The 12,795-nt window shown below is 65.4% G+C and carries 12 protein-coding genes; 1 reads left to right on the top strand and 11 read right to left on the bottom strand.

All coding sequences use genetic code 11. The features are described from left to right. The 6 genes from VTU_RS0108110 to VTU_RS0108085 all read right to left on the bottom strand — a co-directional run. Positions 1–445 (bottom strand): 2-dehydro-3-deoxy-6-phosphogalactonate aldolase (locus tag VTU_RS0108110; protein WP_029554202.1); only part of this gene is annotated, 445 nt, incomplete at its 3' end. A 5-nt stretch (positions 446–450) separates the two neighbouring features. Beyond that, the gene (locus VTU_RS0108105; RefSeq protein WP_010103094.1) at positions 451–1,227 is read right to left on the bottom strand and encodes an SDR family oxidoreductase; all 777 of its coding nucleotides are present in this window, start codon (positions 1,225–1,227) and stop codon (positions 451–453) included. Between the two features lie 19 nt (positions 1,228–1,246). Continuing rightward, positions 1,247–2,194, bottom strand: coding sequence for an L-arabinose ABC transporter permease AraH (araH, locus tag VTU_RS0108100; RefSeq protein WP_010103092.1), 948 nt, complete (start codon positions 2,192–2,194; stop codon positions 1,247–1,249). Positions 2,195–2,209: 15 nt separating this feature from the next. Beyond that, a complete protein-coding gene (gene araG, locus VTU_RS0108095) occupies positions 2,210–3,715 on the bottom strand; it encodes an L-arabinose ABC transporter ATP-binding protein AraG (protein WP_010103090.1) in 1,506 nt (501 codons plus the stop codon). Positions 3,716–3,772: 57 nt separating this feature from the next. Continuing rightward, entirely contained in the window at positions 3,773–4,753 is a 981-nt protein-coding gene (locus VTU_RS0108090) for a substrate-binding domain-containing protein (RefSeq protein ID WP_236610675.1), read from the bottom strand. 101 nt (positions 4,754–4,854) lie between these two features. Then, positions 4,855–5,859, bottom strand: a complete 1,005-nt coding sequence (locus VTU_RS0108085; protein WP_029554200.1) for a 2-dehydro-3-deoxygalactonokinase — start codon at positions 5,857–5,859, stop codon at positions 4,855–4,857. A gap of 166 nt (positions 5,860–6,025) precedes the next feature. On the opposite strand from VTU_RS0108085, the gene gcvA reads away from it, so the two are divergent. Continuing rightward, positions 6,026–6,922 (top strand): transcriptional regulator GcvA, encoded by an 897-nt coding sequence (gene gcvA / locus VTU_RS0108080; RefSeq protein WP_010103084.1) that lies wholly within the window; start codon positions 6,026–6,028, stop codon positions 6,920–6,922. A gap of 14 nt (positions 6,923–6,936) precedes the next feature. Here gcvA and VTU_RS0108075 read toward each other — a convergent pair whose 3' ends face one another. From VTU_RS0108075 to VTU_RS26535, 5 genes are all read right to left on the bottom strand, one after another. After that, positions 6,937–8,016, bottom strand: a complete 1,080-nt coding sequence (locus VTU_RS0108075) for an NAD/NADP-dependent octopine/nopaline dehydrogenase family protein (protein WP_010103082.1) — start codon at positions 8,014–8,016, stop codon at positions 6,937–6,939. A gap of 22 nt (positions 8,017–8,038) precedes the next feature. Then, positions 8,039–9,019, bottom strand: coding sequence for a Bug family tripartite tricarboxylate transporter substrate binding protein (locus tag VTU_RS0108070; protein WP_010103080.1), 981 nt, complete (start codon positions 9,017–9,019; stop codon positions 8,039–8,041). Positions 9,020–9,193: 174 nt separating this feature from the next. Next, positions 9,194–9,790 carry a C40 family peptidase gene (locus VTU_RS0108065; protein ID WP_010103078.1) on the bottom strand — a complete coding sequence of 199 codons (597 nt, stop codon included), beginning with the start codon at positions 9,788–9,790 and terminating at the stop codon, positions 9,194–9,196. Between the two features lie 94 nt (positions 9,791–9,884). After that, the gene (locus tag VTU_RS0108060; RefSeq protein WP_010103076.1) at positions 9,885–12,296 is read right to left on the bottom strand and encodes a SwmB domain-containing protein; all 2,412 of its coding nucleotides are present in this window, start codon (positions 12,294–12,296) and stop codon (positions 9,885–9,887) included. Between the two features lie 151 nt (positions 12,297–12,447). Next, positions 12,448–12,795, bottom strand: a 348-nt coding sequence (locus VTU_RS26535) for a choice-of-anchor U domain-containing protein (RefSeq protein ID WP_010103075.1), incomplete at its 5' end; no start/stop codon positions are given.

Raw genomic sequence — 12,795 nt, 5'->3', positions numbered from 1 at the left:
CATCCGGAGGCAGGACGGCCCTCAGGGCCCGGATATAGGCCGGGCCGAGCGCGGACGCGGGGAATATCTTGAGCGCGTCGGCGCCCGCGTCCAGCGCGGCAAAGGCCTCGGTCGCGGTCATGCAGCCTATGCAGGTCAGCATGCCCGCGGCGCGCGCACGGGCGATCACCCGCGGCTGGGTGTTCGGTGTGACGAGCATCCGCGCGCCGACGCGCTCCAGCGCCTCGACCTGCTCCACCTGCAACACCGTGCCGGCGCCGACCGTGACGCCGGAGCCCAGGGCGCGGATCAGCTGCGCAATGCTGCCGACCCCATCGGGAGAATTCAGCGGAACCTCGATCGCGTCGAACCCGGCCTCGACCAGCGCGCTGGCATGCGCCAGCACCTCGTGCGGCCGCACGCCGCGAAGAATGGCAATCAGCGGCAATTTGAACAGGGCTTGCATGCTCATTATTCGTGGTAGAGCTGGGAGCGGCCGCCATCGATCAGGATGTCGGTCGCATTGATGAAGCGTGCTTCGTCGCTGGCCAGAAAGAGCACGGTGTACGCCACTTCCAATGGCTCCCCGATGCGCTTGCACGGCAGCAACTCGGCCTGGCGGCGGCGCTCGGCCTGCGGATCCGGGAGCGACGCGAAAACGCTTTCTGCGAGCGGGGTCAGGATCAGCCCCGGCGAGACCGAATTCACGCGCACGCCTTGCGCGGCGTACTGGATGCCGAGCGCACGGGTCAGGCCGATCAGCCCATGCTTGGCAACCGGGTAGGGAAATGCGTTCGGAATGATCTTGTGCCCATGGACCGACGCAATGTTCACCACGCTGCCGGCGCCCTGCCCCAGCATATGCGGCAGCACCGCGCGCGCGCAGTGCCAGGCGCCCTCCAGATCGACCGAGAAGCAGCGCGCCCAGTCCGCATCGCTGAGCTGCAAAGGGTCGTCGAAGACGTTGATTCCGGCGTTGTTCACCAGCACGTCGAGCCGGCCAAAGTGGCTCAGCGCCTGCGCCACCATGGCATCGACCGCGCTGCGTTGGCTGACGTCGGCGGCCAGCAGCAGCACCTTGTCCGGTCCACCGAGCGAGGCCACGAAGGCCTCTGCAGCGGCAGTGCGCTCGCGCACGTTCACGACCACGCGCGCGCCATGCTCGACGAACAGCGCCGCCGTGGCGCCGCCTATGCCCTGCGCGCCGCCCGTGACCAGGGCCACCTTGTTTTCCAGGCGGGGTTTCATCGTTGCATCCCGTCCTGCATCACGCCTGCTCTCCCCGGTTCTTGAGCTGATCGACGAGCACCGCCGCCAGCAGAATGCTGCCACGCACCAGGTATTGGTAGAACACGTCGATGTTCAGCAGACTCATCGCGTTCTGCACCGTGCCCATGATCAGCACGCCGACCAGCACCCCGCTCATGCTGGCGCGCCCCCCCATCAGGGACACGCCGCCGAGCACGCAGGCGGAGATCACGTTCAGCTCGAAACCGATGGCCGCATTCGGTTGCCCACTGGTGATGCGCGACGCCAGGATCACGCCAGCGAGCGCGGCCACCACGCCCTGAATCAGGAAGATCAGGATGCGCGTGCGGTCCACCGAAACGCCCGCGAGCCGCGCCGCCTCGGGGTTGCCACCGATCGCCAGGGTATTGCGGCCGTAGACCGTCTTGTTCAGCAAAACGCCAAACACCACGAAACAAAGCGCGGTGATCCAGACCGGGCTGGGAATTTCGAAAATGATGGTGTGGCCCAGGTCGAGAAACGCCTCGGTCGAAGCGCCGACCGCCTGCCCCCCGGAGGTGATGAAGGCCAGCCCGCGCACGATCTCCATCGTCGCCAAGGTGGTGATCAAGGCGTTCACCCGGAGCTTGGCGATCACCACGCCATTCACGCAGCCGATCGCCGCGCCGGCCAGCAGGCTGACGCCCACCCCCAGCAGCACGCTGTCGGTGCGGTTGATCACGGTCGCGCACAGCACGCCGGCGAATGCGACCGTCGAACCAATCGACAGGTCAAAGTCGCGCGAGGCCAGGCAGAACATCATCGTGCAGGCCACCATCCCGATTTGCGACACGGACAATGCCAGGCCGATCATGTTTTTGTCCGAGAAGAAATACTCCACCGACAGCGACAGGCCGGCAAACAGGACCAGGAAGATCAGCGGCAGGCTGAAGTCTTCGATGAAACGCAAGAGTTTGGTATTTTTCATTCGAGGATTGCGTCGTCATCCCGCGCCAGCGCCGCTGGGCAGCGCCAGATGCAGCACCTTGGCTTCGGTTGCTTCGGCGCGCGTCAGTTCACCGCTGATCCGGCCCTGGCACATCACGATCAACCGATCCGATACCCCGATGACCTCCGGCAACTCGCTGGAGATCATCACGATCGCCACGCCTCTTTCGGCCAACTCGTAGAGAACCGCATAGATTTCGTTCTTCGCCCCGACGTCGATGCCGCGCGTCGGTTCATCGACGATCAGCACCTTCAACCCGGTTTCGGCCAGGCAGCGCGCGAGAATCGTTTTCTGCTGATTGCCGCCCGAGAGCAAGCGGATGGCTTGGTTGCGGTGCGGCGTCTTGATGCGCAAGCGCCCGATGAAGTCGTCCGCAATCCGGGACTCGACCCGGTCATCGACGAACACACGCCATCGGCGGTGATTGCGGCGGCAACTGACGTTGATGTTCTCGGACACCGAACGGCAGCCCAGGATGCCTTGCTCCTTGCGATCCTCCGGACAGAACATGATGCCGCGGCGAATCGATTCGGGAATCGTGCACGTCGGCAGCGCCTGGCCGTCGATCTCCAACTGCCCGCCCTGGCTGCGGTCGGCCCCGTAGACCAAGCGCATGAGTTCGCTGCGGCCAGAACCAACCAGTCCGAAGAAGCCGAGGATTTCCCCGGAACGGACCGCAAAACTCGCAGGCGCAGACAGCTTGCGCCCCACGATTCCGGTCACGCGCAGGCGCTCCTGACCAGGAGCGCGGCTGCGGTAGTTGAAGATGTCCCCCACCTCGCGCCCGACCATTTCACCGATCAGCGTCTCGCGGCTCAGCTCCTGCATGCGCACGTGCTCTCCCACCTTGCGCCCATCGCGAAAGATCGTGCAGGCGTCGCACAGCTGGAAAATCTCGTCCATGCGATGCGAGATATAAATCATCGCCTTGCCCTGCGATCGCAGCGAGGCCACCAGCGCGAACAGGACGTCTGCTTCGCGATGCGAGAGTGAACTGGTGGGCTCGTCAAAGGCGATGACCTTGGCGTTGCGCAGCAGCGCTTTGCAGATCTCGACCATCTGGCGCTGCGCGATCGACAGGTGCTTGAGTTTGGCCAAGGGGTCGAGGTCCACCCCGATTTTTTGCAACTGCTCGCGCACCCCGTCCTGCAACTGGCGCGCGCGCACGAACCCCAGCCGCTGCGGCAGGTGGCCGAGCATCAGGTTTTCCATCACGCTCAGCTCAGGCACATATTGCAGTTCCTGGTGGATGATGGAGATCCCGGCGTCGATGGCCGCGCGGGCATGCTGGAGCCGCTGCGGCCGGCCATCGAGCAGCACCTGCCCGGCGTCGGGTTGGTAGACGCCCCCGAGTATCTTCAGCAGCGTGGATTTGCCCGCGCCGTTTTCGCCCATCAGACCATGCACCGTTCCCGCATGCACCGCCAGCGACACGTCGGACAGCGCACGGACGCCGGGAAAATTCTTGCCAATGCCGCGAAACTCAAGAACAGCAGACATGGGAGCTTTCTTCCATCTTCTGATCCATGGACCTGCAGCGCAGCGCAGGTCCATGCATCACTCCACGCCCATTTCCTTGCGGACGGCCGCAGCGTTGTCGCGCGTCATCAGACTGCCTGCGGTGAGAATCAGCTTCTCGGGCTCCTTGCCGGACTTGATCCATTCGTACATGTTCATCGCGGTCTCGTAGCCATGGCGCTTGGGGCTGATCAGCACGGTGCCGAAGAATCCGGTGACCATGGGTTTGGCAAACTCGTTGAGCGCCGATTTGCTCCCGCCGATACCGACGCCGATGATCTGCCCGGCTTTGACACCCCGGCCTTCGGCGGCCCGCACGGCGCCCAACACCGCTTCATCGTTGAGGCCGAACGCGACCCAATACTTGAACTTGGGATTCTTCGTCATCGCGATCCCGGCGGCGTTGAAGGCCGCCTCGGTATCGGTCTTGGCCTGCGGCGCATTCAGGATATTCGCGCCGGGAAAACCGGCCCGGGTCAGGCTGGCGATCGCGCCGTCGGTGCGCTCCTTGGCCGTGGGCAGCTGGTCGTAAGAGACGCGGATCGCGCCGACCTCCTCGAGCTTCCAACCCCGTTTGCCGATTTCTTCGGCGATGGTTTTTCCGACCAGTTCGCCGATCTTCTGCGCCGAGATCCCCATATGGGGAACGCTCTCTATCGGCTTGCCGGCGCCATCGACCAGGCGATCGTCGACCGTCATCAGCTTGAGCTTGTTTTGCCCGGCCTTGGCGACCACGGCGCTGCCCAGTTTCACGTCGGGAACGCAGATGATGAACCCCTGCGCCTGCTGCGCGCCGAGGTTGTCGATGGCGGTCAACACCTCGCTGCCGCTGGGCACCCCGATCTTGATCAGCTTGAAGCCCTTCTCGCGCGCCGCCTGCTCGGCAAATTTCCACTCGTCCTGGAACCAGGGCTCCTCGGCCTGCTTGACCAAAAAGCCGATCTTGGGTTCGTCCGCGGCCTGCGCCGCAGGCCCCCCCAGGCCCAGCGATACGCCCAGCAGCACCAGCAGTCTTTGCATCTTCGATGTCATCTTGGTCTCCCGTTCACGTTGATCGATACCCCTTGCAGTTTGCACCGGCAGGACCCGGTCAGCCCGTAGCGCCCGGATGCCGGCCCGAGTCAGGCCGCATCCAGCAAGCCACGCGCTCGCGCCAACCTGATGGCCCCGTAGCCCGCCAGGTTGTCCTGTTCGTCGTCGGAGACGGTGCTCACCGTTCCCGAGAAGAAATCGTCGTTCGACACCAGCAGGCTGAGCGCGTGGCGCAATGTGGGCTTGCCGGTCACGATGAAGCGCGTCTCGGGGCTCATGCGCAGCGCGCTGCTGTTCTTGAGCGTGAGCAGGTCGGCGCCGAGCACCGCGCCGAGCAGGAAGTTGGCGCGCGCATTGCGGTCGTAAATGGTGAATTGCCCGAGCGTGCGCACGGTGAAGCAGGCGCGGCCCAAGCCAATGCTGCTGGCTGAACGGGCGCCAGCGAGCAGCATTTCGGCGTCGATCCGGTCGGCGAAATCGCTCCGCAGCGAATCCGCAAGAATGGTGTTGTGCGTGATCACGTGCAGCAGCTCACCGGACAGCGTGGTGACGCAGCTGACGATGCGTTGCTGCGCATCGAGGTGCACGAATTTCGAGTGCGAGCCGGGCAGAGCAATGACGGTCGGCTCGGCAATCTGCATGCGCTCGACCAGCCCCATGGTCTCGGCCTCTTCCCCGCGCATCATGTCCATGGCCTCGCAGTTGTGCAGGCCGATGTTCTCCACCTGGTTGCGCACCCCCGGGACGAACCAGATCGGCTTCTCGCAGACCTGCGGCAGCAGCGCCTGCTGCATGCCGGCGGCGAGTTCATTCACGCCGGCGGGCGCCGGCAGGTGTGCGAGCTCGAACAGGCCGACGTTCGACGTGATCATCCCCGAGGCCAGCACCAGGCTGACGTCGGAGATGCCCAGGCCGGCCCTGTGCAGGACCGCCGCGATGGTGTCGCGCACCCCGTTTTGCAGAACGGTTTTGTTGCCCGTGACCGCCGTGTCGCGCACCCCCACCTGGCGTGTGGCCTGACACCAGGGGACACCATTTTTCCAAATACTCGACCGGGTATTGGTCGTCCCCGAATCTATCGTTAGTATGCTCATGGGGCTGTTGCACCGCACCCCGGAAGGGCTCCATGGGTCGCGGTTCTGTCTCCAATGCGGGTGACCGACGCCGTCGCAAGCTCGTCGGGGAGCCGATTGAACAAGGCCTGAACCGCGGTGGCAAGCGATGATTTTTTGGCGACTCGTTTAGTTTTTTCTAATAAGAATGACCCCTTCCCGCCTGCCCCCGCTCAATGGATTGAAAGTTTTCGAGATCGCCGCACGCCATTTGAGCTTCTCGCGCGCAGCGCAGGAACTGTGCGTGACGAATGCCGCGGTGAGCCACCAGATCAAGCAACTGGAGGAATTCTTGGGGCTCAGGCTGTTCGACCGCCGCAACAACCAACTGGGGCTGACTTGCGCCGGCGAACGCTACGCACCGCGTGTGCGCGAAGCGCTGCGCGCGCTCCAGTCGGCGACCGACAGGCTGCTGAGCGACCGGACGGCGCCGCTGCGCGTTGGGGTCCCGCCCGTTTTTGGCGAGAAATGGCTGGTGCCACGGCTGTATCGCTTCTTCAACCGGCATCCCGAAATCAGCATTGACGTCGCATCGGCGACAACACCGGATCTGCGCGCCTGCGACCTCCTCGTTGCCGATCGGCGCATGGATGCGCCGGGTCTGGTGACCGAGCACCTGGTGGCGACCGATTTTTTCCCGGTCTGCGCTCCGGCATTGCACGCCGGCCTGCGCGCACCCCGCGATCTGGCCCACTTCACCTTGCTGCACGACCGCAGCCCCTCGCGTTCGGGCTTGCACCCCAGCTGGCCGCAGTGGCTTGCCGAGGTGGGCGAGCAGACGGTGAACGCCAGCCGTGGCCTGGGCTTTTCGGAAACCTCGATGGGCTTGCAGGCGGCCATCGACGGCCAGGGGATCGCGTTGGGCCAGAGCCTGCTGGTGGACTACGACATCGCCGCCGGACGGCTGGTCCGCGCGCTGGACGTTGACACCCCGATGCGCCTTGCGTACTACCTGATTTTCTTCGCCGACGCGCAGGAGCGCCCCGAGCTCAAGGCTTTTCGGCGCTGGCTGCAAGACGAAATCGAAAACCGCAGCGCTCGGTGAGCTGTCCGCGGGCTTCAGGCGCGCGGGTAGCCTGCGCGCAGCAGCCCTTGCAACGCGGGCCAGGACAGGGCGTCGAGCGCGAGCGTCTGCAGCACGTCGTTCTCCTGCTCGAACGCGCGGCCATAGAGCGCCCCGGCAATGGCGATCATGGCGCACGTCACCGGCGTCGGAACGTTCAGGATTTTGCCCATTGCCGCGAAGAACACGAGGCCGAAGGGCAGGTCTTCGAGCACGAAGCGGTGCTGCGGATGCGTGGGCCCGGGCGGGCCGCCGCGGCGCCGATGCAGCTCTGCGGCGATCGTCGCCAGGTCCGTCTGCGGGACGTCGAACGAGTTGTGAAAATGCGCGTGGATCGTCCCGAGGCGGGTGCCCGCGGCCGCCGCCAGGGCCACGCGCTCGGCGTCCATGGCCTCGATCAGGCGCGCGACGTAGGGCGTCATGTAGTGGTACTGCGGCCACTGCTCGGCGTGCTCCATGCGGGTGATGTTGCACACCGCAAGCGCGCTGTGCGCGATCGGGTTCACGTTCGCCAGCGACATCGCCAGGATGTCGCCGTTGAGTCGGAAGCGCTCGCCAAAGAGCGCGCTGCACAGCGCCTGCGCGGCCGGGCCTTGGTCCACGGGCAGCGCGGCCATGTCGAGCGTGGTGCGCAGCGTGAGGACGCGCACCTCGGTTTCCGACACCCGGCGTGCGGTCAGCGGCGTGCTGCCGAATGCGGCGATGCGCGCGCGCACGCCGCGTGCGGCGAGTTCGCGGTCCAGCACCAGCGCGCTGACGGAGCTCAGGGCGCTGATGATCACCGGCTGGACATCGTTCAGGCACTGCCCCAACTGCCTGAGAACGCCCGCGTGGGCATTCGCCGGCAGCGCCACGAAGACCAGGTCCGCATTCCCGATGGCTGCGCGCAGATCGTGCGCAACCCGCGGCATGGCCACGCCCTCGATGGCGCCCGCATAGCGCAGCGGCTGACCGCTTGCCAACGCCGCCGCTCCGGCTCCGGAGGGAGACCAGAGCGTCGCCTGGTGCTTGTGGTGGCAGCAATGGGCGGCGATGGCCAGGCCGATGTTGCCTGTGCCAAGAATCGCGACGTGCATGGAGCACCCGGGGTAGCGGGAGTCAGTCGAGCTTCAGATTGCCGCGCGTGACGACCTGCTTCCAGCGCGCAATGTCGTCCTGTATGGTTTCGGCAAATTGCGCGGGCGTGCTGCCGACGACGATTGCGCCCATCGTCTGCAACTGCTGTCTGAGCGCGGGTTCCTGGAGCACTTTGAGGTACTCGCTGTTGAGCCGCTGCACCACTTCCGGTGCAACGCCGCGCGGGGCCATCAGCCCGGCCCACACCGGAATGGCAAAGCCCTTGAGGCCGGCCTCGGCAAACGTGGGCACCTCGGGCAACGAGGGCAGCCGCTCGCCGGAGGTCACCGCCAGCGCGCGCAAGCGCTTCGACGCCAAATGGGCATGGGCCGACGCCGCGCTCGTGAACATGGCGTTCACCTGGCCGGACAAAAGGTCGTTCAGCCCCTGCGCGGCGCCCTTGTAGGGAATGTGCACGACGTTGATTCCCGCAGCATGCTTGAGCGCCTCACCGGTCAGGTGGGAAATGGTTCCGGTCCCCGTCGAGGCAAAGGTCAGCACCCCCGGTTTCTGTTTCGCCAGGGCGATGAATTCGGCCAAATTCGCGACGGGCATCGCCTCCGGAACGACCAACACCATGGGCGTGTCGACCAGTTGGACGATCGCCACCAAGTCTTTCTGCGGATCGTAGTTCAGGCCCGTCCGTGCGGCCGCAGCCACCGACACCTGCCCGCCGCTGGCCATGAGCAGCGTGTAGCCATCGGGCGCGGCCTTGGCGACCGCGTCGGCAGCGATGAGGCCGCCGGCACCGGCCTTGTTCTCGATGAGCAGCGACTGGCCCAAGTTGCCCGAGACCTTCTGCGACAGCAGCCGGATGATCACGTCCTGCGCGCCGCCCGGCGAGAAGGGCACCTGGATCCTGATCGGCCGCGCCGGATAGCTCTGCGCCTGCGCGGCGCCGCCCCCCAGCAGGGCGCAGCACAAGGACAGCAGGGCAACGGGTCTGGATAACGAGATGGGCATTCTTGGCTTTCTTGCGGCACACCCGGGGTTTGCTCCCCGGCATGGGTGCGGGCTGCCGGGTCAGAGCCCGCTGTTGGCCAGAAAAATCGATGCCATCGGGCGACGGCATCGACGGGCGCAGCATGGGTGCGCCAATATATCGCAAGACGCCCATGCGGCCAGCGCCAACCGGACTTACTGCGGCGCAGACTGCGTGCCGCCCGCGTCTTCCAGCGGTGTGACGCGGCGCGCGCCGTTGAAGCGCCGGGTCCAATAGGCGCGCCCCAGGTCGTCCAGACGCACCCGGGAGCCGCTGTGGGGCGCGTGGATGAACTTGTCGTCGCCCACATAGATGCCGACGTGGCTGAAATTGCGGCGCATGGTGTTGAAGAACACCAGGTCACCCGGCCGAAGCTCTTTCCTGTCGATGCTCCGGGTGGCCGCGGCCTGCTGCTCGGCGCGACGCGGCAGCAGCAGACCCACGGTCTGTTCATAGACAGCGCGAACGAAACCGCTGCAATCGAAACCCGTTGCAGCACTGCTGCCCCCGAACTTGTAAGGCACGCCGAGGAAACCCATGGTGCTGTTCACCAGATCGGCCGCCTGGTCCGCGACCGTCTGCGCCCTGTCGGTCACTTTGTCCACCACTTCGTAGCCCATGTCTTCGATCCGGGTCAGCAGCAGTCCCTGCTCCGCAAGCCATCGGTCCATGATCTCGGAATTTTCCGCGTCGGGCGCAGCCTGCGCGGCGCTCGCGCAGGCCAGGAGAAGGGCACAGAACCATCGGGACATGGGGGCGGAGGCTAACACGGCGGATATCCGTGCCGTCCGGTTTTCACCAGCGACGACCGGTACGCCAGAGCCAGGGGGGCGTGCGCTGGAAGCATCAGAACCAGAACCCGTCATGCCCCTCATCGGACGCCTGCCCCGCAATGGACAGCGGCATATGCGCTGGTGCCCCGGAGGCGGTAATGCTTGCGTCCACCTTGCCGTCGGCGTCGAACGCCCCGCCATCGGTGATCTGGAAGTCCAGCCTGAGCCGATCGCCTTCGGTCACCATCTTGCCGCCATAGGGCGCGCTGGCCAGGTTCGCCCACACGCCGCTGCTGTCCTGCGCCCAGTGGCCGTTGACGCCCAGCGCCGGATCGACGTACAGGCTGAAGGTTTCGCTGCTGCTACTGCTGCTGCCGGTGGCGGCCAGCGCCGTCTCGAAGAACACCTGCCCGATCGGCATCTCCATCCCCGGGGGCAGTTGCCCGGGGGCGTCCTTCTGCTCCAGGCTGGTGATCTGTGCATTGCTTTCGGAGTTGGTCTTGCCACCCTGGCTGTCGTCCACCAAGGTCACAAAGGTGGTCGGTGCGTCCCCCGGCTTGCTGGCTCCGGTGGGGCTGAGCACCACGCTGATCGAGCCCACCGCAAGCTGTTCGCTGTCCTGGACGCCGTCGCCATTGCCATCTCCCGCCACCGGGGCTGCGCCATCGGGGCCGGGGAGTCCGGGGGCCTGGTCTTCGACGGCGTTGGGCAGGCCGTCCTTGTCCGTGTCCGATACGCGGGGGTGCGGTGAGGGTGGGGGAGGCGGTGTGCGGTTGTCCACCTTCCTGGCCGGGAAGCTGGCCGCGTCGTTGCCCGTCGCGTCCTGTACGGCTGCGGGGTCGTTCCCGGACGATGGGTCGGTGTAGGCTACGGTGACCGTATCGCCGCTGGCCACGGGGTGGGTCAACGTCAGCGTGACGGTCTTGTCCGTGGCATTCACTTGGACGTCGGTGACGGCGTTGTCCACTTCATTCACACGCACTGCAAGGGCCCCGTTGTCCGCCTTGTGGATAGCGTCCAACAGGTTCGTTTCGGTGTAGCGGAGCACCAATTGGTCGCCGGTGACCGTGGCGCCACTGACCACCGGGGGCGTGGTGTCCGGAGTATTGCCCACCCCCATGGCCGAAAAGCTGGCTGCGTCATCGCCGTCCACCTCCTGTACGGCTGCGGGGTCGTCCCCGGACGATGGGTCGGTGTAGGCCACGGTCACCGTCTCGCCGCCCGTCACGGGGTGGGTCAAGGTCAGCGTGACGGTCTTGTCCGTGGCATTCACTTGGACGTCGGTGACGGCGTTCAGGTCTCCATTGACGTGCACCGTAAAGGCATCGATGGCCGCCTTGTGGCCGGCGTCGAGTTCCTTCCTTGCGGTGTAGTGAAGCACCAGTTGGTCGCCGGTGACCGTGGCGCTGTTGATCACCGGGGGGATGTTGTCTGACGTGTTGTTGCTCACCGGCCTGTCCTTGAAGCTGGCGGCGGCGTGGCCGGCCAAGTCCTGTATTGCGTAAGTGCGGGTATCAGGGATGGTGTAGGAGACGGTCACTGTCTGGTCGGCGGTCGCGGGGCGCTCCAACGTCAGGGTGACGGTCTTCTTCGTTGCATCCATGGTGAGGCTCTTGACCGGGTACGAGACGCTTGGGGTGGCGTCGATGGTGGGGTCGTGAGGGGAAGTGAAGAACACCTCAAAGGCATCCTTGGCCGCATCTTCATCAACCGCCTTGAGCGCAGTCTCTTCGAGGTAGCCAAGCACCAGTTGGTCACCCTTGACCGTGGCGCTATTCAGCACGGGCCGGTCGGTGTCAACAGCATAGTTGATGGCGGTGGGCTGGCTCCTGCCATCGCCCGCGTTGCCCGCAAGATCGGTCAAGCCGCTGAGATTCACGGTAGGGCTGTTTGTGCCCAATATGGTGTCACCCTTCGGGGCGGTCAGCGTGGCGCTCCAGGTGATTCCGCCGTCGATGGAACGCAGCTCGCCCAACGTGCCACTGCCAGGGAACAGGTTCACGTCGCTGGCGTCGAAGCCCTTCACCGCCTCGGAGAAGGTAAAGGTCAGCGTGGCTGTTTTCCCGGCTTCGAGGGTGCTGCCGCTTTCGTAGGGGGCAAACGCAATGCTGGAACTTTTCAGCGTGGGCCGCTTGGTGTCAACACTGAAGTCCTGGCTGGTGGCGCGACCCACGCCCGTGCCGCCTGCGCCGCGTATGCCGAGGGTGACGCGGCCCAGGTCCAGGCTGATGCGGTTGTTGGTGCCGCCATCCACATTGGCATCGGGTTCAAAGGTGGCACTCCAAACCTTGCGCTCCATGTCGGGCTTCGTGGTGGGCACGGGCAGGAACTCGCTCAGCTTGCCGGTGTTGACGCGGTCAACGGCGTCGAGCGGCCAGCTGAAGACAGGCTCGCTGAAAGTAATGGTGACCTTGGCGCTGCGCTCACCCATCGTGAGGCTGTCGTCGGAGATCACGATGGTGGTGTTGGGGCTATTCATGGTCATGGCGCAATGGTCGTGATGCTGTTGGACATGGATCGTTGCCACCGCATGCCGCCAGCGGGAACGCAACAGCAAGGGGCAGGGCTGTGTGTGGATGCGTCAGCGATCATGGTCTCCACCAGTTTGTCGGAAAACCGTTCGTGCGCTGGAGCCGTCAGAACCAGAACCCGTCATGCCCCTCATCGGGCGCCTGCCCCGCAATGGACAGCGGCATATGCGCTGGTGCCCCGGAGGCGGTAATGCTTGCGTCCACCTTGCCGTCGGCGTCGAACGCCCCGCCATCGGTGATCCGGAAGTCCAGCCTGAGCCGATCGCCTTCGGTCACCATCTTGCCGCCATAGGGCGCGCTGGCCAGGTTCGCCCACACGCCGCTGCTGTCCTGCGCCCAGTGGCCGTTGACGCCCAACGCCGGATCGACATACAGGCTGAAGGTCTCGCTACTGCTACTGCTGCTGCCGGTGGCGACCAGCGCCGTCTCGAAGCACACCTGCCCGATCGGCAT

The organism is Verminephrobacter aporrectodeae subsp. tuberculatae At4 (genome assembly GCF_000193225.1).
GTDB classification, from domain to species: Bacteria; Pseudomonadota; Gammaproteobacteria; order Burkholderiales; family Burkholderiaceae_C; genus Acidovorax; species Acidovorax aporrectodeae.
The sequence above is the reverse complement of the archived record's forward strand: the minus strand, read 5'-3'. Positions and strand labels throughout refer to the sequence as shown.

What these genes read in the sequence shown, in the direction of transcription:
- VTU_RS0108105 (WP_010103094.1), bottom strand. Translation starts at nt 1,227, where the DNA reads ATGAAACCCCGCCTGGAAAACAAGGTGGCCCTGGTCACGGGCGGCGCG.
- araH (WP_010103092.1), bottom strand. Translation starts at nt 2,194, where the DNA reads ATGAAAAATACCAAACTCTTGCGTTTCATCGAAGACTTCAGCCTGCCG.
- araG (WP_010103090.1), bottom strand. Translation starts at nt 3,715, where the DNA reads ATGTCTGCTGTTCTTGAGTTTCGCGGCATTGGCAAGAATTTTCCCGGC.
- VTU_RS0108090 (WP_236610675.1), bottom strand. Translation starts at nt 4,753, where the DNA reads ATGCAAAGACTGCTGGTGCTGCTGGGCGTATCGCTGGGCCTGGGGGGG.
- VTU_RS0108085 (WP_029554200.1), bottom strand. Translation starts at nt 5,859, where the DNA reads ATGAGCATACTAACGATAGATTCGGGGACGACCAATACCCGGTCGAGT.
- gcvA (WP_010103084.1), top strand. Translation starts at nt 6,026, where the DNA reads ATGACCCCTTCCCGCCTGCCCCCGCTCAATGGATTGAAAGTTTTCGAG.
- VTU_RS0108075 (WP_010103082.1), bottom strand. Translation starts at nt 8,016, where the DNA reads ATGCACGTCGCGATTCTTGGCACAGGCAACATCGGCCTGGCCATCGCC.
- VTU_RS0108070 (WP_010103080.1), bottom strand. Translation starts at nt 9,019, where the DNA reads ATGCCCATCTCGTTATCCAGACCCGTTGCCCTGCTGTCCTTGTGCTGC.
- VTU_RS0108065 (WP_010103078.1), bottom strand. Translation starts at nt 9,790, where the DNA reads ATGTCCCGATGGTTCTGTGCCCTTCTCCTGGCCTGCGCGAGCGCCGCG.
- VTU_RS0108060 (WP_010103076.1), bottom strand. Translation starts at nt 12,296, where the DNA reads ATGACCATGAATAGCCCCAACACCACCATCGTGATCTCCGACGACAGC.